This is a genomic window from Micromonospora sp. NPDC048835, from assembly GCF_040649995.1.
Taxonomy (GTDB): domain Bacteria; phylum Actinomycetota; class Actinomycetes; order Mycobacteriales; family Micromonosporaceae; genus Micromonospora.
The window spans coordinates 65,153-87,875 of sequence record NZ_JBEZGM010000026.1; the positions used below are offsets into that span (position 1 = coordinate 65,153).

Below are 22,723 nucleotides of genomic sequence, written 5' to 3' on the forward strand. Positions count from 1 at the left end.
CGCATCCCCCATCTCTCGTTGTCCGTCTCATCACTCGGCAATTTCGGGGACTACGTGGATCGGGCGATTCATGCGGCGCTTTCCGATCCGTACCTTCGGGATGGTTTCCAGCTCGGAACGCAAGCCCAAGGAGTGCGCATGCCCCACGTCACAGTTGGCTCAGAGGGAGCCAATTCGATCGATATCTATTACGAGGACCGCGGCACCGGTACGCCGGTGGTCCTCAGTCATGGCTATCCGCTCAGCGGGCAGGCCTGGGAGAAGCAGGTCTCCGCGCTGCTCGCGGCCGGGTACCGCGTCATCACCTACGACCGGCGAGGTTGGGGCGGTTCCAGCCAGCCCGAAGGTGGGTACGACTACGACACGTTCGCAAGTGATGTGGACGTGCTACTCACGAAGCTGGACGTCCGCGACGCCGTCCTCGTCGGCCATTCGATGGGCACCGGTGACGTTGCCCGCTATCTGGGCCGCTACGGCACCGAGCGAGTCTCCAAGGCCGTACTGGTGTCGCCGATCCCGCCGTTTCTCCTGCGCACGGATGACAATTCCGAGGGCGCGCCGCAGTCGTTGTTCGATGGGTTCATCCAGGCCGCGCGGGCTGACCGGAAGGCGTGGCTCACGCAGTTCCTGGAGAACTTCTACAACCGGGACGTCTACGGCGGCTCGTTGGTGAGCGACGAGGCGTTCCAGGCCAGTCTGGACGTGGCCGTTGCCGGATCTCCCGTCGCCGCGGTGGCCTGTATCCCGACCTGGCTCACCGACTTCCGCGACGACCTGTCGACGATCGACGTGCCGGTCCTGGTGATCCAGGGCGACCAGGACCGGGTCCTGCCCATCGGGGTGACCGGCCAGCGGGTGTCCGCCTTCGTGGGGGATTCGCGGTTGCTCGTGATCGAGGGCGGCCCGCACGCCATCGCCTGGACCCACAGCGATCAGGTCAACGCCGCCCTGCTCGACTTTCTGCAGAAGTGAGGGGACACCCCGTGAAGCTGTCCATGCGGCGCCGCCTCATCTACGTGGGCGTGGCCATCGGCGCCCTCACCCTGGGCGGTGCCGGCATCGGCACCGCGCAGGCCTCGACGAACCACGTCGTGCAGTCCCACCATCCGCGGCCCGCGCCGGTCAAACCGACGATCGTGCTCGTGCACGGCGCGTGGGCGGACGGGTCGAGCTGGGACAAGGTCGCGGCCAAGCTCCAGCGCGACGGTTACCGGGTGGTCACGCCGCCGAACTTCCTGACCGGCGTCGACAGTGACGCCGCGAGTCTCCGCGCGTACCTGGACACCGTCACCGGGCCTGTCGTCCTCGTCGGGCACTCGTACGGCGGCATGGTCATCACGAACGCCGCTCTGGGCAACAAGCAGGTCAAGGCCCTGGTGTACGTCGACGCGTACATCCCGGACCAGGACGACACGGTGGTGTCGCTGACCTCGGCCGTGCCGGGCTCGGTCTTCGCGGCGGAACCGTCCACCGTCTTCGACCAGGTGGCGATCCCCGCTGTCCCCGGAACCGCCAACTTCTTCGTGAAGCCGTCGGTCTTCGGCAGGGCCTTCGCCGACAAGAGCATCTCCGCCGCGGACGTGGCGGTGCTGGCTGCCCGGCAGCGCCCGCTGGCGTCCAACGCCCTGACGGATGAGTCTGGCGAACCAGCCTGGCGCACCATCCCCTCCTGGTCCGTGATCGGCAAGCAGGACGCGGTCATCCCCGCCGCGGAGCAGGTCGCCATGTCCGCGAGGGCGAAGGCACACACCATCCAGATCAACGCTCCGCACCTGTCCATGGTCACCGACCCGGGTGCGGTCACCAGTCAGATCGAGGCGGCTGCCACGGCAACCGACTGACACGACAACCGGCCGTGGCACCGCGCTGAGCGGTGCCACGGCCAGCCTGTGTTGTCGCACGGACGACGGTCAGGCGGTCGTCCGGGCCGCCTCTACGATGACCTTGGTGACCTCGTCAGGATGCGAGATCAGGCCCAGGTGACCGGCGTCGATCCGGGTGATGTCGGCACCCGCCCGCTCCATCATCTCCTCCTGGCGGGCCGGCGGGATGACGCGGTCCTCGGTGCCGATCACCGCCCATACCGGGAGCGTCTTCCACGCCGGCTCGGTGGCCGGCACCCCCAGCGCGTTCGAGGCCAGGGCGCTCTGCGACACGGCGAGCACCTCCGCCTGCCGCCGGGGCAGACCGTTCGCGAAGCCGCTGATGAAGATCTTCGGCAGGACGTACGTGTCGGCCGCGCCCTCCGGGGCGCCCGGGAACGGCACCAGCTTGAAGACGCTCGTGGGGTCGGTCAGGGCCGGCTCGAGGATCGAGCCGGAGCCGGCGGTGAGTTCTTCCAGGGTCTCCCCCTTGTCCGGAGCGAAGGCGTCGACGAACACGAGCGCCTTCACGTTGTTGTTGCCGGTGGCGGCGTCGCTGACGACGAAGCCGCCGTACGAGTGGGCCGCGAGCACGATCGGGCCCTCGATGGTGGACAGGAAGTCCTTCAGGTAGCCGCTGTCGATCGACGGCCCCCGGTTGGGTTGCGGCGCGACCTGCACGTCGAAACCGCGCGCCTGAAGTCTGCTGACCTCACCACTCCAGCTTGAGCCTTCGGCCCAGGCACCGTGCACCAGGACGATCGTCGGTCTGGAGTCATGCCCCCGGTCGGGGCTGGGTTTCCCGCCGCCGTCCGCGTACACGTGTGGGGCGGCTGAGCCGAGCACCGTCACCAGCGTGGCGGCGGCGATCGTTGCGGCGATGGTCTTCGGCCGACGTAGCGAGATACCGAGCATGTGTCTTCTCCCTCGTTGGTCAGTGGTCCGCGAACGCAGGCAGACAGGCATGGCCGCCGACAGGACCCAGCCGAAGCCGTTCCGAGGCACCGTCGAGCGGCGCGTGCACCGATGGCGGGCTACGTCCCGGCACTGCGGTGACCTGCATGATCGCCCGATTTCACCGTACTGACCGACGGCGGAACTTTCGGACAGAAGAGGAAGATGGCTCAGATTTCACCGTATGGGAGGAGACGCGGTCTCAGCCGGAGAGACCGACGTACTCGTGGCTCGGGAGGCCACCCAGCCGGGTGCGAACCACCAGGTCGTGCAGGGCGTCCACGGCCGCCGGGTCCACGCGATCGGGCAGCGCCGAGTCGTCCCGGGCGGCCTCCAGGTCGGCGCGCAGCCGCGGCACGTCGCTGGCGAGAAGCCGCGCGACACCCGCGGGCAGTGGCCCGTGCTCGGCCTCCCGTTTGGCGGCGATGAGATCCGGCACGTACGCCAGCGTCGTCGCGAGCACACCCAGGTCCGTCTCCACCCGGCCGGTGCGCATCAGGTGGATCCCGGTGAGCAGGACCCGAAGCGTGTACAGCGCCGGCTTGAGCTGCCCGGTCCTGGCGTACAGCTTCTCCTGGGTGGCCGCGAATCCGAGGTAGTGGTGGGCGTGGTGCCGGGTGACGAGTCGCGGGGCGAGGGAGGTGAGTTCGGCGTGCGTCGGGGTGGTCACGACCACCAGCGGCGACAGCAACTGCTCCAGAACGTACCCGTTGCGGCTGGTCAGCAGCGTGACGAACTTCAGCAGGTCGTGGCTGACCACGTCCAGCTCGACGCCGTCGCGCACGCCCGTGTGCTGCAGCGTCCGCGGTCCGGTGCGCAACCCGACGACCTCCTCGGGTGCGAGCAGGTGCACGGCCCGCAGATCCAGGTCGGAGTCGACGGACGCGAAGCCGTACAGGTGCGCGCCGCTGACGGTGGCGAACAGCAGGGGGCGGGGCAGGGCGGCGCGGGCCGCGTCGGCGGCCCACGGCGGCACCTCGGTGGTCACTACAGGTTCCTTTCGCGTACGGCGGTGAGCAGTCGGTCGATGTCAGCCCGGTCGGGCTGGTCGGGCAGTGTGGTGGTGGCCGCCGCGTCGGCAAGCTCATCGAGGAGGTCCGCCGCCCAGGCAGCGACCTCGTCCCAGGGCAGCTCACCGCGCCGCACCGCGAGCAGCCGGTCACGCAGGTGACGAACGTCGACGAGCACCTCCCCGGTGCGCAGCACGTGCGCCCCCGCGACCAGCAGCCGGACCATGTGCATGGCCTGCTTGTGGTTGGTCTCGCCGGTGCGCTCGCGACGGGCCGCCACCCGGTTGAGCTGGTCTCGGGCGTAGTTGCCATAGGTCTCCGCCACCCGCCTCGACAGGAACGCCTGCCGCGCCGCGAGCAACAGGCGCCCGTCGACGGTGACCGCCTCCACCAGCGGGGACCAGAGCACCTCCAGAACCGTCGGGTTGCCCTGCAGGGCCAGCTCGCAGAAGCGTTCGAACTCCCAGGAGAACTGCTCCTCGGCCGGACCGTCGAGGTGGGTGGGCGGCTTGTCGAGGTGCCAGAACGCCCGCGTGGGTGCCACGAACACACCACGCCGGTCGTGGTCGGAACCCGGGTGGTGCAGCCCGTACGCCCGTGACCCGACCACCACGGCGAGGGCCGTGTGCCGCTCGACAAGATCACTCACGCCCGGGACGCTACCCAATCGCCGCCCTGCGCGCGTCACCCTTTTCCCCGACGAGAAGAGCCTGCGGACGTGGTGCCGGCCCGGCCGGACCGCTCACCGGCGCAGCCGGTAGCGCAGGTGCAGCACCGCCTCGCGGTCCCAGCCCTCGGGCGGCGGCCGGTGCGTCACGACGACCACGTGGTCGATCCCGCCCGGAGGCTTTCCGTCCCAGCCGTCCGTCATGTCGAAGACGTGGCGACCGGCGATCGTCACCCCGATCCGGTCCCAGTACGGCCGGGTGTAGTCGTAGGACGTCTGCGACACCTTGAGTACGCCGCTCTCGTCCAGCGGGACGGGTCCTGCTCGGCGGCCGCGGGTTGGCCGCCCGGTCGGGTCACTGGCCCGGCTCGACCGGGAGCCGATGCCTGCGGATCAGCCGCTGCCCGATGAAGGTCCGCCAGACCCGGTCCGCGACGGTCGGTTCGACGATCCAGAGCCGACGTTGCGCCTCGGCGAGGGTGAGTGGCGCACTGAAGAGGTCGAGGAACAGCCGGCTGCTGCGGTTGAGCGCGAACACCTGACCGTCGATCCGGCGGAACAGGTGCCGGTCCGCCGGGAGGTCGCCCGGGGTGCCGTCCTGCTCGTCGGACCGGATCCGCCGGTACGCCTCCCAGACCTGCTCGTCGTCGCGGTCCACGAAGGAGCCGTTGGCGAGGAACTCGGTCTGCTCGTCGGTGTCGTGCCGAACCCGGTCGTGGGCGAGGACGCCGCGTACCGCGGTGCCGTATCGATCGTGGTAGAAGAACGTGTGCGGGGTGTCGGTGGCGCCCAGCCACGGGCGGTGGTAGTGCCCGGGGTTCAGGCCGGCTTTGGCCTGGGCCACCTCGTCCTGCGCCGCCTCGGTCACCGGCTCGTCGTACTTGAGCATCCGGACGATGTCCGAACCTTCCACCGGCCGCACATTGGTGATGCCGAACCGGTCCGGCTGCTTGGCGACGATGGCCCCCGGGGTCAGCATGAAGTCGCCGAGCCCGCCGAGGGTCCACAGGTCCGGGTTGTCCCGCAGGAAATTGACGCTGTCCAGCGCCTCTTCGCGGGTCTCGGTGGGGAAACCGGTGAAGCCCATCATCTGCACACCGATGTTCGCCTTGGTCATCGCCATCATGGTGCGTCGTGCCTGCTCCGGCTTCGTGCCCTTGTCGATCAGGTCGAGGACGCGCTGGTTACCGGACTCGAAGCCGACCGAGATGGCCACGCAGCCGCTGCGCCTCAGCAACTCGCAGCGCTCGTCCGACCAGTACTTCTCCAGCCGGATCTCCGCACCCCAGCGGAAGTCCAGCCCGCGCTCGACGACCTGCTCGGCGAAGCGCAGGATGGTCGCGGGAGCGAGCACGTCGACCGAGAAGTAGATGAACTTGGCGAACTTCGACAGCTCGGTGACATCCGCGATCATGGTGCCCACCGTGTCCTGCCGCCATGGGCTGGTGGGACCGTCGGTGTTCAGCCCGTAGTCGCAGAACGTGCACTTGTTCCAGTAGCAGCCTCGGGTCGGCGAATAGTAGACGAACCGCTCCGGGCTGAGGTAGAGGTCCCAGGGCAGGCCGGAGAAGTCCGGGACCGGCACCTGCGCCAGGCGTTCGTAGACCAGGGGCAGTTGACGCTGGCGGCCGTACCTGGGGTGCAGCCGGACGTTGGGGTGCCCGGCCGGCAGGGTGCCGGCCGCCACCGCGTCCAGGATCTCCGTGTACGCGCTCTCCCCCTCGCCGACCACTATCGCGTCGAAGTCGGCAAGCACCTGGAAGACGTACTCCGGTTTGCTTGCGCACTTCCAGACGTCGGAGATCTCCGTGCCGCCGGCGATGAGGAAGACGTCCGGGCAGGCCCGCCGGACGAGTCGGGCGATCCACAGCGCGAACGGCAGTTGCCACTGGTAGGTGGCGCTGATGCCGATCACCTGGTTACCGCCGGCGGCGAGTCGGGGGATCAGCACGTCCTCGTAGTAGGGCTGGAAGGGCCGGTTGAGCCGGGCGAGCAGCGCCTCGTCGGTGAGCGCGGCCACCGAGCCGATTGAGATCATCGGCGGCGGTTGCAGCCGGAAGCCGGCCTGGAACTGCCCGGGAAAGCCGACCGCGCCGAGCGCGTCCATCCAGGAGATCACGCCCTCGGCGGCGTCCTGGTAGTGCCGGTAGTCGTAGAACAGGGTCGGATCCTGCAACACCCCGATCGACCGGCGCAGCCGCTCCGGGTCCGGGTCGGGCAGGCCGAGCTGGTTCGCCCGGGCCATCAGCGCGTCCGGGCCGCTCAGGTCGTCGACCGAGAGGCGGGACAGCTCCCGCTGCAACCACTCGTACGCCGACGGGGTGTACGAGTGGTGGAACGCCTCGATGTTGGCGTCGATGATCTCCGCCGGCCGGTGCCCCTGGGCCCGGGCGTACGAGTCGAGGTAGTTCAGGGAGTGGTATCCCGAGGTGGGATCGGTCAGCGGGGGGTAGATCAGTGCCGCCTTCACGGTGCCGCTCATCCGACTCCTCCTCAGCCGACCCGGGCCGCTGAGCCGGCCAGGGTGTTGTCCTGTGCGCGGGTGCCCACGGCGGGCAGTCGCGGGGAACCGAACGCCTTGACGTACGCGACAAGCGGTTCGGCGGCGTACCGGAACGACGCGAGGTCGACGAAGCCCCGGTCCCACGCCGCCGCTTCCAGCTCGTCGGTGTCGCAGCCCCACAGCCGCGCGAAGCACGCGTCGACGACCTCGGTGCGAAAGTGCAGCCGACCGCCCGAGCGGCGGTGCCCCGCCATCCGCGGGATGAGCGTCTCGTTCAGCGACGCCGCGGTCGCCGCGACCTGCCGTGCCGCGCTGAGCAACGCCTGGGTGCGCAGCGGGGGTGCGACCATCCACAGAGCGAGGCTGCGGTGCGGCGTGGTGCCGAACGCCCGCACCATCACCCGCAGCACCGCCTCGCGGTCGTCGAGGCTCCGTTCCCGGTCGGTCAGCCAGTCCCACCCGCTCGGCGGCGCACCGGTCAACCCGCGTCGCCGGGCCACGTCGCTGGCGCGCTCCTCGACCGTCGGGTCGGCGACGTCGACCTCGGCGAGCCCGGCCAGTACCGCCCGGCGGTGCCAGGCGGCCGACTCGGGATGCAGCAGCATCAGCACGGCGGCGGCCTCCCGGTCGCTGGCCCAGTGCCCGCCGACGGACTCGCCGGCGAACCGCGAGCGCCAGCTGTCCAGGAAGCGGGTGTGCAGGTTGTCGATCGGCTTGTCGTCGGTGCCCGCCGGGCACAGCTCGGGGGCGTTGGTCGCCGCCATCGACAGCAGCATCCGCGCGTCGGCGCTCTTGGCGTCGCAGGGGTCCTGCCGGTGCCACGTCAGGAACCGGCCCACCACGGTCGCCGCCTCGGGTGGCGCGCTGCGCTCCAGCGCCCGGTACGACCGTCGCCGGAAGGGCAGGTCGCGGCTGATGTCCAGCAGCAGCCCAGCCTCGTCGTCGGTGAGCACGCCGGCGGTGACGGCGCGGCGCAGCGCCACCCGGATGTTCACCAGCGGGACGCTCAGGGCGCGGTGGCCTTCCTCGGCGGGCCCGTGTACGACTGCCACCTCGTCGTCGCCGGTGACGACCCCGTCGCGGTAGAGCCGGAACACCTCGCCCACGCCCCGCATGCCGAACGGCCACAGCTCGGCGGCGCGCAGCGCGCCCATGCTCGCGGCGCCGGCCACGGTCACGCCACGGTCGAGCAGGTCGAGGATCTCCCGGTGGCGGACCGGCGGGTGTTGCAGGAAGAACCCGTCGATGACGAGGACCCGGTCGCCGGGGGCGACGTCCAGGCGGAGCAGGTCGCCGTGTGCGACTGGCGGCAGGACCACCGCGTCGGGCAACAGCCGGCCGACCTCGTCGGCGGGGAGGCTCGGACCGATGAAGACGACGTCAGTCACGGGGCACCCCCGGTCGCACGCTCAGGGCCCGTTCGTCGAACATCCGCAGGCCGGGGGCGAACACCTTGCTCACCGCGATGCCGATGTCGTCGTGGGTCAGGTCGACGCTGAACGGCTCGACGCCGGTGACGCGTTGCACCCGCGACGCCAGCTCACGCAGCACCTGGGTCACGTCACCCACGGGTGGGGTGTCCCGGCGGACCGGCCGAACGGGCCGGTCGACGGTGGGGGGCGGCACCGGCGGGGCGCCGACGTCGTGGTACGCGGTGGCGTCGATATCGTCCCGGGCTCCGGAGATCATCACCAGCCGCGACTGCGCTGCCTCCGCCATCGCTCGACCGACGGCGATCTCCGGGTCCACGTGGCAGCCGAAGCCGCCGAAGGTGACCGGCAGGTCCTCGGACCAGATCGAGGCGGCGTAGCAGGGTATGCCGACGGCGTTGGTGATGTCGCAGACCTCCACCCAGCAACCGGCGCGCAGCAGCGCGTCGTGCACCGTGCGGGTCATCGCGTTGGTGGCGGTGCCCGGGTCGGCGTAGGTGCGCTCGGCCAACGGGGCCGTGCAGTACGGGGCGATGCAGTCGCGTTCGACGACCTCCAGCAGGGCGTGCAGGCTGGCCTCGGCGAAGGTGTTCCCGGTGGCCAGCCCGTTGCTGCTCGGCGTGAACAGGGCGCGGTCCCAGCCACGCCGGATGGTGAAGTCGAGTTCGATGGTGGCGCGGGGCACCAGGCAGCGCGCACCGGTGACCAGCCCCCGGCCAGCCACCCAGTCGAGCGGGACGGCAGGGGTCAGGGGTGACCGTTCCGCCAGGTGCAGCCACCGGACGTCGTACGACAGGTCGAGCGCCTCGGCCGGGGACCGGACGACGGTCCCCGGCCGGAGGTTCTCGGCATGCCAGGACTCGATGCTCTCCATGACCGCGCTGACCCGGGCCTGCGTTGCCGTGGCGCCGGTGCCGACGCTCACCGCCATGGTGGCTCCCACCGGCCGGTAGGCGACGTGCACCGGGAGGCCGATCTCGTCGAGGCGGGTGATGTCGGCGACCCGGGTGATCCGGAACCGGTCCAGCATTCCGGCGATCCGTTCCCAGGTCCGCTCCACGGTGGCCGTCCGGTAGGTGCCGGATCGGAACGCGATGGTCTCGGTCGTGTCAGTCATCGAGGCTCCCGGCGGGGGGTGGGGAAACTCAGAGGATGAGGACGGCGATGATGTTGACGTTGTTGTCGGCGATCGGGGCCACCCCGCCGGCGACCGTCTCCAGCTCGGCCTCGGTCAGCTCGTTGAGGTCGACGAGCGGCACCTCGGGCACGTGCAGGACGTGCAGGCCGGGGGTGCCGGCCCAGTCGGCGACGATCTGGTCCTTGGTGTAGAGCGTCGCGGGCTGGGCGCGGTCGACCTCGACCCTGGCTCCGGGGGCGACCGGCAGGCCGGCCGCCGTCGCATAGCCGGTCGGGTCGGCGAGCAGACGCTCGAGTTCCTCGTCGCTGCGCCACACTGCGGTGACCAGTTCCGAGTATTTGGTCACGAACCTCGCGCCATATTCCTGGTCGTCGTTGCTCATCGTTTGGTCCTTTCCTACGGGGTAGCTGCGAGACGGGGGGTGATCGCCGTGGCGAGAACGCTACGAAAATCGAGCTTCGACAATCAATGATTTGGTGTGGCTGCCATCAGAATCTGCCGCGCCAGCCATTGGGCGGCTGACTTCGGTGTCAGGTGCAACAGCACGGGCAGCAGCAGGCACAGCTGGGGTCCAGGCCGGCGACGACGCTGTCGAGTTCGTCTTCGGCCAGCTCCGCCTGGGCCACCGGCAGCAGCGACGGCACGAAGAGCAGGAAGGTGCCGCTGGTGCCCGCCTGCTGCCAGGACTCGATCTGCACTTCAAGATCCGGATCGGCGTCGGCGACGTCCCGGACCACCCGGACCTGCACATCCTCGGGCAGGTGAAGCCCGTAGCCGGCGAGGAACCCCCGCGGGTCCCGGTCGAGGGCCTGCTCCTTGGCCGGGTCGGCCCAGACGTCGGCGACCAGCCGGCTGTACGCGGCCACGAAGACCGCTCGATCGACAGGTGTCACACCCTGCTCCCTTCGGTGAATGGCCACCGGTGGCGGCGACCGGCAGCGCGGGAGGTTCCCGGCCGCCGGTTTCGTCCCATCGTGGGTCACCGATGGATGCGGTCCGCCCGGAGAGCGGGGATTTCATCGAATGTGGCCGCGAAAAGGTCACGCTGCGGCGAAAGCCGGGTAATTGGGAATCAGCGACGTGCGGCGGATGGCGATCCTAATGATTGTCACCACTGTTAACAAGTAGTAATTCCTCGTCTGTCACCGGCCCGGCGCACACACCTACGCTGCGATCGGCGGACCGCACAGCGTGACAGCGGTTCGACGGGGTTGTCGTGTTCCGTCACCGAGTGCTGCCGGAGGCCACCGTGACCATCGACGAGGTGACGACGACGCCCGCGAGCCCGATCGGGTACAGCGTGGACGAGCTGGCCCGCAAGGTGGGGATGTCGCCGCGCAACATCCGAGCCCACCAGGCCCGGCGGCTGTTGCCCCCGCCGGTGCGGCGCGGTCGGGCCGCGCTCTACGACGACTCCCACGTCCGCCGCCTGGACGCGATCCTCGCCCTGCAACGACAGGGCTTCAACCTGGTGTCCATCGAGGCGATGCTCGGGGCCCGGGCCAGCGACGAGGCGCCCGACGGGCTCACCGCGATGCTGCAACGCCTGGCCGCCGACCGTCCCGCGCTGGCCCACGCACTGACCCGGCACGGCGTGATCGGCCGGACCACCGACGGCACTGTCCGCACCGTGCGGCCCCGTCCGCTGCGCGCGGCCCTGGACCTGCACCGGGTGCGCGTGGGCACGGTGCCGGCGCTGCAGACCCTCAGCGAGGTGCTGGACAGCCTCCGGCCGGTGGCCGACGAGCTGGTCGCCGCCGTCACAGCCCGGCTGCTGACCCTCGCCCCGGAGCTGGCACGCAGCGACGCCCGGTCGTCGTGGGCCGACCTCGACCGGGAGACACTGTTGCTGACCCAGGGCGTGGTCAACGTGCTCACCGAGGCGTTCCGGCTCGCCGTGGAGAACCAGTCCGAGGCCCACATCGCCGAGCTGCTGGAGAACCACCTCGACGCGGACGTCTGCCTGGAGGACAGCACGGTCATCGACAACGGCTGACGACCGGTCAGCTCGTCGCGGGCTGCCCGTCGGCCGGTCGACTCTCCGGCACGGCGTCGGACCGCTCCGGTTCGGTGAGCAGTTGTCGCCGCGCCAACCTGTGGAACAGCCCCTCCGGCTGGTCCATCAACTCGTCGAAGCTGCCCCGCTGGACGATCCGCCCTGCCTCGAGGACCACGATGGTGTCCGCCGCGCGGACCGTGGACAACCGGTGGGCGATGACCACCCGGGTCGCGGCCAGGGCCGCGGTGCTGCGGCTGACCACCTCCTGAGTCCGGTTGTCCAGCGCGCTCGTCGCCTCGTCGAGGAAGATGATCCGGGGCAGCGGGGCCAGCGCACGGGCGATCAGCACTCGTTGGCGCTGCCCGACGGAGAGCGTCCCGCCACCGAACGGCACCATCGTGCTCATCCCCATCGGCAGCGCCTCCAGGTCGTCGGCGAGGCCAGCCATCCGCGCCGCCTCCCAGACCTGGTCCAGGGGGAAGCTGCCGGCGCCGCAGATGTTGTCGCGTACCGAGCCGGCGAAGAGCTGGCCGTCCTGCAGGACCACCCCGCACTGCCTGCGGACCGCGTGGACGTCGAGTTCGGAGAGGTCCTGGCCGTCGTAGAGCACCGCCCCCTGCTGCTGGCGTTCGAAGCCGAGCAGCAACCGCAGCAGTGTGGATTTTCCGCAGCCACTCGGCCCGACGATGGCGACGAACTCACCCGGGCGGATGTGCAGGTCGATGTCGACGAGGACCGGGGGCTCGTCCGGCTGGTAGGCGAACGTGAGCCGGTGCAGCGCGATCTCGCCGCGCAACTCGCCCGGGTCCACCCGGTCCGGTCGTGCCTCGGGGTCGGCGTGCAGGATCTCCCGCAGGCTGCCCAGCCGGGGCACCGCGGCGATCACTTCGACCCCGGCGGACACCAGCACCAGCAGCGCGCCGAGCAGCATCGCGAAACCGATGTTGAGGATGAAGAAGTCGGCTGGTGAGACCCGGCCGGCCAGCGGGCCCATCAGCACGGCGAACAGGACCAGTTGGCCGGCGATCGGCAGGACGGTGCCGAAGGCGACCAGGCCCGCCTGGCTCTGTCGGACCCGTTGCAGCGCCGCTCGGGCGGTGGCGGCGACCTCCGACCAGCGTGCGTGGGCGCGGGTTTCGGCGGCGGCCAATTTGATCTTGACGATGCCGCCGAGCAGTTGGTTGGTCATCGCCGCCGCACGGTGCTCGGCCGGCAGCGCGGACCGTTGCTGACGGACGATCAGCACGGCGAACGCGCCGAAGGTCAGCATGGTGACGGCGACGATCCCCGCTCCCCACAGCCCGAGCACGGGCTCGACCACCAGGAGCATGCCGAGGGTCACCGCGACGGTCGCGGCCGCCGAGACGAGCTGCGGCAGCAGCGCGCTCAACGCCTCACCGACGAACGAGATCCCCAACATCGAGTTGGCGATCTGACCACTGCTGCGACCGGCGAAGAACCGGGCCGGTAGCCGCATCAGCCGGTCCCAGACCGCCAGCTGCGCACCGGACTGCATCCGGCCGTCCAACCGCAGCAGCCGGAGGTTCTGCACCACGCCCACCAGCCCGGCGACCACCGCGGCGCTGAGCATCAGCGCGAGGAAGCCGCCGAGGCCGGTCACCTCGCCCCGGCGGGCCAGTTGGCCGAGCACCTCGCCGGTGGCGAGCGGCACCCCCAGACCCAGCAGGGCCACGCAGGTGGCGGCGAACACCAGACCCCGCACGTCGCGGGACGCGCCGACAAGCCCGGCCCGCAGCAGGTGGCGCATCCGGGCGGTCGACGGCAGCGGCGCCTGCACCTCGGTGGCCTCGGCGCCGAACGTGGCGGCCACCGCCGCGTCGATCCGCGCGTAGGCGCGGGTGTCCGGGTCGACATGGTGGTAACGCCCCCGGCGGAACATCAGCGGCACCGCGACGGCGCGCTCCGGGTCGTCGTCGGCCCGCCACCCCACGAGTGGCCCGAGGTCCCGCCGCCACCATCGCTCCGGCAGCCGCACCTCCCGGAGGAACAGGCTGGACGCCCGGGTCACCGCGTGCACCGCCGCCCGGTCGTCCGACGGCGTTCGACTGCGGTCGGCCGGCTCGTTGATCGGGCTGCCCATCCCCTCGGTGACCACCCGGAGCACCGCTGCCGCCCGCCCGTACCTGTCGAAGCCGGCCTCGTCGTCGGGGACCGGAACCGCACCGCCCGCGCCGATCACCCCGATGGACCGGCGGGCCGCCGCGGCGAGCACCGCCGCGTCGGCCTCCCGGCGGCGCCGCACGGCGCTCAGCAGCGCCGTGTCGGCCTCCTCGATCCGGGTCTCCACCATGCGCAGCAGCCGGGCCACATGCTGGTCCACGGCCGATCGCAGTTCACCGTCGACAAGCAGGTCCCCACTGCCGTGGCTCTCCACCGCGCACGACGACTCGGCCACCACCCAGTCCCGCTCGGCGACGAGCAGCAGCTCCCGCTCCCCCGACATCTCCGCCGGGCCACCGTCGTTGCGTCGCAGTTGTCCGCCGGCGCTGCGCAGCCACCACGCCCCGCCGGTGGAGGTGAGCGCACTCCCCGGCGCCAGCGAGATGATCTCGCGCCCGCTGAGGGTCGACGCCTCCCGGGGAGCCTGCCCGCGGCGCAGCGCGTCGGCGATCGTGACCAGCACCAGGTCCAGGGCCGCGACCAGCTCCGTCGCGGCGGTCCGCGCCCGCGACGACGCCCCCTCGTCCGCCACCTGCCCCAGCCGGACATGCCGCTCCAGCAGGGACAGGTGACGCCGGGACAGGCCGCGCAGTTCCGTGCCGGGCAGCGGCACCAGGATCAACTGCCACGCACCGATCGCGGTGGACGTCGGCACCAGGCCACCCGCCGGCAGCCGGGCCACGTGGTGCCGACGCGAAGGACTCACCCCGGCCCGACGCACCGCGAACAGGTCGGCCTCACCCCCGGTCACCAGCCAGCCGGCCGCCGGGCCGTCCAGGCGACAGACCTGGCGTACGCCGTCCGCGCAGAACCCGATCAGGCCGCCGGCCGGAGGTTCCTCCACCGCGCCACTCATCAGCGTCTCCTCGGGTCGTCGCGGTCAGTGGTCCCGGACCAGGCGCGCGTACGCCCCGTCCTGGGCGACAAGCTGCTCGTGCGTGCCGCGCTCCACCTCCCGACCGCCGTCGAGCACGACGATCAGATCGCAGTCGCGGACGGTGGACAGGCGGTGGGCCACGATCAGGCACGTCGCTCCCCGCCGGCGCAGGTGCCTGTCGATGCGGCGCTCGGTCTCGGCGTCGAGCGCGCTGGTGGCCTCGTCCAGCACCAGCACCCGGGGATTGCGCACGAGCGCCCGGGCGATCTCGAGGCGCTGCCGTTGCCCGCCGGAGAAGTTGCGGGCGTTCTCCCGTACCGGACTGCCGAGACCACCCGGACGGGCCGCGACCTCGTCGTAGAGGCACGCGTCGGTGAGCGCGGTGACGACGTCCTCGTCGGCGACCGTGAGGTCCCACATGGTGACGTTGTCCCGGACCGTCCCCTCGAACAGGCGTTGGTCCTGGTCGACCATGGCGACGGTGGCCGCCCAGAGCCCGTCGTCGGCCGCGGCCCGTTCCAGTCCGTCCACGGTGACCCGTCCGGTCCAGGGACGGTAGAGCCCGGCGACAAGCCTGCCGACGGTGGATTTGCCACTGCCCGACCGCCCGACGAGCGCCACCCGGGCGCCGGGCGGAAGGTCCAGACTGAAGTTCTCCAGCAGCGGACGGCCCAACGGGTTGTAGCCGAAGGTGACCTCCTCGATGCGCAGGTGCCCCTCCATCGGCGTCATCGGTCGGGCGGGCGGGTCCCCGGCCGACGGCAGTGGGTAGCGTTCCACGTCACGCAGCCGGTTGAGGTCGGCGCTCATGTCCTGCAACCGGGAGCCCAGCGCGGTCAGGTTGCCCAACGGGCGGTTCATCGCGGCGGCCAGGCTCTGCATGCCGACAAGCACGCCGACGCTCATCGCCTCCGCCACGACCTGCCGGCTGCCCAACCCGAGCAGCACCGCGGTGGTCCCCGAGGCGAGCAGCGCCGGGAGGACCGAGAGCACCGCCGTGGGTACCCCCAACCGCTGCTGACGGGTGGCGACGGTGGCGTGACGGGCCGCGAAGCGGGCCACGGCGCGCTCCTCCTCGCCGCCGGCCTTCACTGTCTCGATCATCTGGACCGTGGTGTACACGGTGGTCACCAGCTTGCTGCGGTCCGCCTGCAGCCCTGCCACCGCGGTGGAACGGGTCGCGGCGACGTAGCGCAGCACGCTGACGTTCAGCCCGGCGAGCACCACCGCGCACAGTCCGAGCAGCAGGTCGTAATGGCAGAGCAGAGCCCCGTAGGCCAGCACCAGACCGGTGTCCACCACGGTGGTGGCCGTCCGCCGGGTGAGCACCTCGGCGACCACCTCGTTGCCGCGTACCCGCTGGCTGAGGTCGGCGGCCTGCCGCTGGTCGAAGAAGGTCGGCGGCAGCCGCAGCAGATGTCGGAAGAACCGGGCGGCGCTGGCCAGGGCGAGCGCCGTCTCCGCGCGTACGGTCAGGCGTTGCTGGAGCAGGCTGGCCAGGAAGGTCAGCACGGTGGCCACCGCCACCGCCGCCACCAGGCCGGCGAACGCGGCCCGGTCCTCCTGCAACAGCACCCGGTCGACGAAGACCTTGGCCATCACCGGGATGGTCAGACCGACCACGGCGATCAGCAGGCCGAGCAGCAGCATCTGCGCGATCGCCGAGCCGGGGCCGCGCCACCGCTCGGCAAGCGCCCGGACGAGCCGGTAGCGGGTGCCGCCGGGCCGGAACTCCGGGCCGGGCTCCATGGTGAGCACGATGCCGGTGAAGGCGCCGTCGAACTCCTCCCAGCTCACCGCACGGGGGCCGGTGGCCGGATCGTTGATGTGGACCTTACGGCCGAGGCCCTCCAGCACCACGAAGTGCTCGAAGCGCCAGAACAGCACCGCCGGCAGCGCCACGGTGGCCAGGCCGGCCAGGTCCATCTGGAAACCCTTGGCCACCATGCCGTACCGGCGCGCGCCCTTGAGCACGGTGGCCGCGGTGGAGCCGTCCCGGCTGACGCCGCACACCCGGCGCAACTCCTCGAGCGGCACGTGCCGGCCGTGGTGGGCGAGCAGGATCCCCAGCGCGGCGGCGCCGCACTCCACCGCCTCCATCTGGATCAGGGTGGGCGTACGGACCCGTCGACGCCGGATCCTGGGCAGCGGCGGTGCGCCGCTGACGGCGGTCGTCGGCGCGCTCATCGCCGCAGCAACCAGTCGATCGGGTGTTCCCGGTCCACGGTGAACCAGGCGGTGACCTCGCTTGCCGAGTTGAGCTGGAACGGTGGCGGCGACTTGGTCCAGCGCAGGCCCCCCGGCGCGGCCGGGTCCGGCTCCAGGGCGACCGTCACCCGCACCACGCTGCCGCGGGCGAGCAGCCGCCGGACGTCCGGCCCGGTGCCCAGAAAGGCCCGCAGCGAGGCCTCCGTCTCCGGGAAGGCGCCGACGGTGGCCACCTGGCCGGCCAGGGTGCCGAACACGTTGCGCGGCGCGGCCGCGGCGGCCACCTCCACGGACACGCCGGGTTGCAGCAGTGGGGCGGCGACGGCGGGGGCGTAGACGACCGCCTGCAACGCGTCCCCGGCGGTGTCGAGCCGTTCCAGGTCGGCCAGGTGCGTGCCCGGGGTGACGATCTCACCTTCGGAGACCAGCCAGGCGACGACGTACGCGTCACCCGGGGCGGTCTCCACCCGCACCTTGCCGTCGGCGGTGCGCAGGCTGTAGAGGGGTGTTCCCTTGGGCACCCGCTGGTGCGGTGACGCCCACACCTTGGTGACCTGACCGGCGTCGAGCGCGTCGAGGGCCGAGATCCCGTTCGAGTGGATCAAGACCCCGGCCGCCTCGACGGTCCGGGGCACCACCGTGCGTACCGACCAGACACCCGCGGCGACCACGACGATGACCAGCGCGGTGGTGGCCAGCCAGTTCGGGACCGTGGTCAGCCGCACCGCCCGGTCCAGTTGCTCGGGCGCCTCCAACTGGCGCAGCGCCTGCCGCCGGAACTTCATGGCCGGCCCTGGGCCGCGGCCGGGTCGGTGGCGCGGCGTGAGCCGAGCAGGAAGTCGGCCACGCTCGGCTCGACGAGCGGGTCGAGCCCGGACAACTCGGCGAAGGCCTGCGAGTCACCGGCGCCGAGCGCGCACGGTGCCAGCCCCATGGCGGTGGCGACGAGGTACATCTGCTGGGTCAGCACCCCCGCGTCCTTGAGAATCATCGCGTAGCTCATCCCTTCGTACTTCCACATGAGCCGCTGCACGCGGGCGGTGACCACCAGGACCGTCTGCGGCGGACGGGGCAGGGCGCCGGAGGCCCGGGCGTACGCCAACAAGCGGTCGGCCGCCGCTCCCCAGCCGGCGACCGGTTCCAGCCGGTGTCCGACCGGGTCGTAGTGGTAGAGCCCTGCATCGAGCCCCGCGCAGCGCGCGACGAGCGGGTAGATCTCCAGTTCGTAGACGCCGCCGCCGCCGGGGTAGGGCCGGTGGCCGACCTCCTGCCCACCGGCCTCGCCGACGGCGGCGGTGTGCTGCGACCGATACAGGAATTCCGCGAGCCGTTCGAGGGACAGCGGCGTCGCGTCGTCGTGGTCGCGCACGCTGCGCCGGTCGGCGACCACCTGACTGAACGGGGGGTCCGCCTTGGCGATCGTCGCCAGGTCCGGCAGTGGCAGCTCGACCGCCCGGCCCCCGTCGTACGGGCGGCGCAGCGGTTGCGGGCCGAAGCGTTCCCGCATCCGGTAGGTGCCGCCCACCGGCAGCGCGTGCCGGCCGGCCCGGGAGCGATGGTGCAGTCGCAACTCCTCCGGCGACCAGTAGGCAAGCGGCGCGTCGTCGCACTCGGCCGCGAACTCGGCCTCGGTGACCAGGATCCGGGCGGTGGTCAGCTCGTCGAGCACCCGTCCGGCGACCTCCGGCGGCACGCCGAGCGTGTGGGCCACCGCCTCGGGTCCGATGCCCGGCGCCGCGGCGGCGAGTACGGCGCCGACGGCGGCGTCGGCGCACCCGACGACGAGGGTGCTCAGCGGTGACGCGGCCACCAGCCTGCCCCGCTCGTGCTGGAGGGCGGCGAAGCGGGAGAGCCGGTAGCGGACCCCGGGGGTGTGCGGCCGACTCTCCGGCAGGCTCCCCCGCCCCAGGCCGGTGGGCACCAGGTCGAGCAGCGGACGATCGTCGACCTGGACGCGGCGCTCCAGCCAGGAGTGGGCGAGGAGCCGGCGGAGCAGCAGCTGCGCGGGCAACACCCGGTTCTCCCCCTCCAGGCGGCTGATCAGCCGGCCGACCTCGACGTCGTCGACCCAGTCGGCGGCGAGCCTCAGCAGCAGCGCCCGACGGCCGATGCCCGGTTGCTCCAGGGTGAGCTGGAAACGGGTCTGCCGCAGCGTCAGCGAGCCGTCCTCGCCGACCCGCAGCTCGGCGTCACCGCGCAGCCGGTAGCACTCCTGGATCGGCGGGCCGCCGACGGAGCCGCTCACGGCGACCGCCCCCCGACCGGGTCCAGCACGGTGGTCATCCCCCACATCCTTCCCACGGTCCCGGTGGTTCGGGATCGCCGGCTAGAAGAAGACGTTCAACGGATTTGCCGATGCCTCGTCGACGGCCAACGGGCCCCGACCGAGGCGGGCCGGCACGTCCCACAGCCGGCCCGGACCGAGCCGGCGCCAGAAGTGCCGTAGGCCCGGAACGACGACCTTCACCACCGCCAGGTCGACATCCGGACGGGTCTGGTCGACGACGATCACCTCCAGGCCGGCTCGCCGCGCCCGGCGCACGCACCGCCGCACGTCGTCCCCGACGTCGCCGGTGGTCAACGCCGGGTGGTCCGCCGCGGTGCGCGGCGGGCGGGTGGGATCCGGGGTGAGCCACAACTGGTCGGCCACCCGCACGCTGCCGAACCACCGCGCGGTGTCCGGGTCGTCGACGCCGTACCTGTTGCGGGCGGAGGTGGGTCCGGCGACGGCGGGCAGGAACTGGTTCACCTCGGTGAGCGCCCGGGTCAGCGCGACCCGCGCGTCCAGGTGCGCCCCGAAGCCGACCAGGACGTCCTCCGGTCCGTCGTCGACCCGTCGGGACACCGCGGCGAAGGTGGGTACGCCGAGGTCGGCGGTCAGGTCGAGGGCCCACAGTTCGCGGCCCAGGGCGGTGGCGTGGTGGTCGACGCAGGCGGCGGTCCACGGGTCGCCGAACGAGGCGAGATCCACCCCGGGCAGCCGGGACCGGTGGTACCACCACAGCGCGACGCTGTCCCGCTCCACCAGCTCGCAGAAGCCCTGCAGGATCGCCTCGGACAGGTTGCCGCCGGCCGCGCAGCCGTTCGAGTCGGCCGAGCACACCCCCAGCCCGGTCAGCTCCGGGTGCCCGTACCAGCAGTGCGCGGCGGGCAGCTCGCGCGGTGTCTGCCGGGTCAGCGACCAGCCCGTGGTCCAGTCCAGCTCCACCTCGTCGGGCAGCGGGCGGGGGATGCGGTGCAGGTGGCCCAGGTCGCGGTTGAGCCGCTGCCGGTCGGCGTACTGACGTTCCGAGAACAGCAGCAACTCCCGCAGGTGCACCGCACGGTCCGGGCCGAGCTGCCGGTAGGTCGCCCGGTGCACCGGCCGGTCGCCCCGCCACACGCCGCAGTAGCGTTCCACCGCCTCGCCGAGCGCGCTGATCCGGGCCTGCAGGTCGGTCCGACCCTTGCCGCCGCTCTGCCCGCGCAGGTTGCGGCGCAGCGCGGCGAGCTGACGGGGTTGGGCGAAGTTGTGCCCGGCCGAGTAGGTGTGGGTGACGCCGTTGTCGGTCGCCTCCAGCGGGGTCAGCCGGCTCACCACGCCCAGGTACCTGCTGACGTGGTGAGCGAGCGCGGCGTACGCCTCGGCGGGTGTCCTGGTGCGGGAGTCCTCGGCCCGACTGGGCTGGGCGCCGCTCGGTGGCAGGTCGAGCCGGGGCTCGGCCTTGCGGACGAGGTCCGGGTCGCCGCAGGCGGGGCACTGCGGCTGGCGTACCAGTTGGTGGGTCTCCGTGCTCAGGTCCCGGGTGTCCAGGGCGACCATCCGGCCGGTGAGGCGGGGCGAGGTGCCTCGGACGGCGAGCACCGCGAGTTCGGTGGCGAGCAGCCCGGCCGCCATGGTGGCCAGTCCGGGTAGGACGGCGCGGCCGGTCTGGGGCAGCGGGTCGGTCAGGTCCTGCCCGTCGAGGAAGGCGTTCACCTGTTCGTTCTCCTGCCAGCGTTGCCGCAGGCAGGCCCAGCAGCCGGTACGACCCGGGACGAGGTGCGGGCCGAGGAAGACGACGTTGCCGTGTGGCCGGGCCAGCGTCCAGGCGCGACCGGCGGCCAGGTGGCGGTCGTTGATCAGGGCCAGCCGGGGGTCGAGCATCGAGGACGGCAGCACCAGCACCTGGGCGGTGTCCGGGTGGGGATGCGGCGCGTCCGGCCCGACCACCGTCGGCGCGAGGCCGAGGGCGCGCAGGGCGTCGGCGGTCTCGGCGACCCGGGGAGCCCCGAGGTCGACGACGGTGACCGGGCCTCCGGCCATCCAGCGTTGTCCGGCGTCCGGTGGGACACCCCGGGCGTCCCAGCCGGCGGCCTCGGCCGCCGAGGTACGTGCCGGCCCGGACACCAGCAGACCGTGGTCCCGCAACCGGGCAAGGGCCGCGGCGACGGCGGCGACCGGGTGTCGGGTGGCCAGCCGGGCCACCACCTCGGCCAGCGGCGCGACACCGTCGAGCTGGTCGGCCAGGTCCGCGGCGATCTGGTCGTCGATGAGCAGGCTGCGGGTCTCGCCCAGCACCACGAGCGGGCCGTCGGGCAGCCGTACCGGCAGGTAGTCCGATCGGAAGCGCGGACGCCACATGGGTTCCTCCCCGAGCCTCGTGGCCGGACCGCGGCACCGCCGGCCCCGCCGGCGGTCACCGCTGCTGTCATCGTCGCGGTCCGGTGCGTCCGAGCCGAGTGATGCCACCGGTTTCTGCCGTCGCCAAGGCCGCGCACGCGCGCTGGGAGTCAGCCGGCGACGACGGTCAGCGCGGTGTCGTTGAGCCCCAGCACCGACGTGCCGACGGTCTGTGCCGGCACGAGCAGCACGAAGGTCTCCACCCGGGTGACCCGGATCGACTTCCCGCTGATCGCCTTGCGGTGGCCGGTGGCGATCAGGTCCGGACTCTGCGGTTCCAATCGCACGGTGGCCGGACCGCCGGGTGCCGGGCGCAGCGTGTCGGTGGCGTGGATCGTCAGGAACGTCAGGGTGCCGGTCGGCACCGCGACCGCGCAGTCGGACCACTCCGCCCGGTCCATCGTCCGCTGCACCGCCGCGCCGACACCGGCGAGTTGCTGCCCGTAGACCTCCCAACCGCCGGCGAACTGACCGTCGAGCAGCGGGCTCGACACGACGAGGGATTGGTTGGCCGTCGTGGAGCCGATGCTGCGGGCGAACACCTCGGCGGTGAGGGCCCGGCGGCTGGTCTCGTCCAGGGCGGCGCCGCCCGCGGTGGCCGGCCGGCCGTCGATGCTGCGGGCGACCACGAGCGACGGTTGGGTGACCTGCACGTTGTGGCTGAGTTTCCACTGGCCATCGGCGTCGCGCACGAACTGGCTGACGTCCGTGGGGGCCAGCTCCGAGCCGGTCAGCCGGAGAGTGGCCGTGGCGAGGAAGCAGGCCGGCTCGCCGGGTGGCACCGCGAAGACCGGGTTGATGTGCTGGAAGGACGGTTGCGGACGCTGGTTGTACGCGGCACGACGGACCGCGGCGATGCTGAGGTCCAGCGAGGGCGACACCTCCTGGGTCCGCAGCGCCTCGACGTCACCGGCCACGGAGGCGGCCGAGTCGGCCTGGTCGAAGGCGGTGAGCACGAGCGCGGCCCGCTCCCGGCCGAAGGCGGCCGACCCGTGGGGCGCCGGGGTGGCCGCGTCCACCGGCTCGCTCCCACACCCGGTCAGCACGAGCAGCGCCACCGTGGCGGCGGCGATCGGCATCGCCGGCGGCGGCGCGGCGACGGCACGCGGGCTCCTGACGGATCTTCTGCCCAGCATCTCGTCCTCCATCCACCACCGGTTCGCGGGAATCGCGCCCGATGCCGTCGAGTATGTGAGCGGCGCTGCGGCCACGACGGCGGCGGCGCGGCCTCGTGCTGCCCGGCCCGTCGGCG

17 protein-coding genes and 1 pseudogene are annotated in these 22,723 nt (G+C 72.0%); 3 read left to right on the forward strand and 15 right to left on the reverse strand.

The window, feature by feature from the left end:
• The first annotated feature begins 54 nt into the window (after positions 1–54).
• Both AB0C15_RS25965 and AB0C15_RS25970 read left to right on the forward strand, forming a co-directional pair.
• Positions 55–972: an alpha/beta hydrolase gene (locus tag AB0C15_RS25965; protein WP_357356091.1), complete on the forward strand. Its 918-nt coding sequence runs from the start codon at positions 55–57 to the stop codon at positions 970–972.
• Positions 973–983: 11 nt separating this feature from the next.
• Positions 984–1,841: an alpha/beta hydrolase gene (locus tag AB0C15_RS25970; protein ID WP_357356093.1), complete on the forward strand. Its 858-nt coding sequence runs from the start codon at positions 984–986 to the stop codon at positions 1,839–1,841.
• A 69-nt stretch (positions 1,842–1,910) separates the two neighbouring features.
• On the opposite strand, the gene AB0C15_RS25975 is transcribed toward AB0C15_RS25970, so the two are convergent.
• The 9 genes and pseudogenes from AB0C15_RS25975 to AB0C15_RS26015 form a co-directional block, all read right to left on the reverse strand.
• Positions 1,911–2,777 (reverse strand): alpha/beta hydrolase, encoded by an 867-nt coding sequence (locus tag AB0C15_RS25975; RefSeq protein ID WP_357356095.1) that lies wholly within the window; start codon positions 2,775–2,777, stop codon positions 1,911–1,913.
• A gap of 241 nt (positions 2,778–3,018) precedes the next feature.
• The gene (locus tag AB0C15_RS25980; RefSeq protein WP_357356097.1) at positions 3,019–3,804 is read right to left on the reverse strand and encodes a nucleotidyltransferase domain-containing protein; all 786 of its coding nucleotides are present in this window, start codon (positions 3,802–3,804) and stop codon (positions 3,019–3,021) included.
• Positions 3,804–4,475: a nucleotidyltransferase domain-containing protein gene (locus AB0C15_RS25985; RefSeq protein WP_357356099.1), complete on the reverse strand. Its 672-nt coding sequence runs from the start codon at positions 4,473–4,475 to the stop codon at positions 3,804–3,806. The genes AB0C15_RS25980 and AB0C15_RS25985 overlap by 1 nt, the downstream gene beginning before the upstream one ends.
• A gap of 126 nt (positions 4,476–4,601) precedes the next feature.
• Positions 4,602–4,808 (reverse strand): annotated as a pseudogene (locus AB0C15_RS25990) (dihydrofolate reductase); the annotation flags it as partial.
• Positions 4,809–4,848: 40 nt separating this feature from the next.
• Complete coding sequence (locus AB0C15_RS25995) at positions 4,849–6,975, reverse strand: radical SAM protein (protein WP_357356101.1); 2,127 nt, start codon at positions 6,973–6,975, stop codon at positions 4,849–4,851.
• Between the two features lie 11 nt (positions 6,976–6,986).
• Positions 6,987–8,384, reverse strand: coding sequence for a TfuA-like protein (locus AB0C15_RS26000; RefSeq protein ID WP_357356103.1), 1,398 nt, complete (start codon positions 8,382–8,384; stop codon positions 6,987–6,989).
• Positions 8,377–9,543, reverse strand: a complete 1,167-nt coding sequence (locus AB0C15_RS26005; RefSeq protein ID WP_357356105.1) for a YcaO-like family protein — start codon at positions 9,541–9,543, stop codon at positions 8,377–8,379. Before AB0C15_RS26005 ends, AB0C15_RS26000 begins: the two co-directional genes overlap by 8 nt.
• Positions 9,544–9,571: 28 nt before the next feature.
• Positions 9,572–9,946 (reverse strand): class IIb bacteriocin, lactobin A/cerein 7B family, encoded by a 375-nt coding sequence (locus tag AB0C15_RS26010; protein ID WP_357356107.1) that lies wholly within the window; start codon positions 9,944–9,946, stop codon positions 9,572–9,574.
• Positions 9,947–10,094: 148 nt separating this feature from the next.
• Positions 10,095–10,457 (reverse strand): hypothetical protein, encoded by a 363-nt coding sequence (locus AB0C15_RS26015; protein ID WP_357356109.1) that lies wholly within the window; start codon positions 10,455–10,457, stop codon positions 10,095–10,097.
• A 323-nt stretch (positions 10,458–10,780) separates the two neighbouring features.
• On the opposite strand from AB0C15_RS26015, the gene AB0C15_RS26020 reads away from it, so the two are divergent.
• Positions 10,781–11,560, forward strand: coding sequence for a MerR family transcriptional regulator (locus AB0C15_RS26020; protein WP_357356111.1), 780 nt, complete (start codon positions 10,781–10,783; stop codon positions 11,558–11,560).
• 7 nt (positions 11,561–11,567) lie between these two features.
• Here AB0C15_RS26020 and AB0C15_RS26025 read toward each other — a convergent pair whose 3' ends face one another.
• The 6 genes from AB0C15_RS26025 to AB0C15_RS26050 all read right to left on the reverse strand — a co-directional run bounded on the left by AB0C15_RS26025 (position 11,568) and on the right by AB0C15_RS26050 (position 22,607).
• Positions 11,568–14,600, reverse strand: coding sequence for an ATP-binding cassette domain-containing protein (locus AB0C15_RS26025; RefSeq protein ID WP_357356113.1), 3,033 nt, complete (start codon positions 14,598–14,600; stop codon positions 11,568–11,570).
• Positions 14,601–14,624: 24 nt separating this feature from the next.
• Positions 14,625–16,808, reverse strand: a complete 2,184-nt coding sequence (locus AB0C15_RS26030; protein ID WP_357356115.1) for an NHLP family bacteriocin export ABC transporter peptidase/permease/ATPase subunit — start codon at positions 16,806–16,808, stop codon at positions 14,625–14,627.
• Positions 16,805–17,614 carry a hypothetical protein gene (locus AB0C15_RS26035; RefSeq protein WP_357356117.1) on the reverse strand — a complete coding sequence of 270 codons (810 nt, stop codon included), beginning with the start codon at positions 17,612–17,614 and terminating at the stop codon, positions 16,805–16,807. Before AB0C15_RS26035 ends, AB0C15_RS26030 begins: the two co-directional genes overlap by 4 nt.
• Positions 17,611–19,074, reverse strand: coding sequence for a SagB family peptide dehydrogenase (locus tag AB0C15_RS26040; RefSeq protein WP_357356118.1), 1,464 nt, complete (start codon positions 19,072–19,074; stop codon positions 17,611–17,613). The genes AB0C15_RS26035 and AB0C15_RS26040 overlap by 4 nt, the downstream gene beginning before the upstream one ends.
• A gap of 81 nt (positions 19,075–19,155) precedes the next feature.
• Positions 19,156–21,432, reverse strand: a complete 2,277-nt coding sequence (locus AB0C15_RS26045; RefSeq protein WP_357356120.1) for a TOMM precursor leader peptide-binding protein — start codon at positions 21,430–21,432, stop codon at positions 19,156–19,158.
• A 149-nt stretch (positions 21,433–21,581) separates the two neighbouring features.
• Complete coding sequence (locus AB0C15_RS26050) at positions 21,582–22,607, reverse strand: hypothetical protein (protein ID WP_357356122.1); 1,026 nt, start codon at positions 22,605–22,607, stop codon at positions 21,582–21,584.
• Positions 22,608–22,723: the final 116 nt, after the last annotated feature.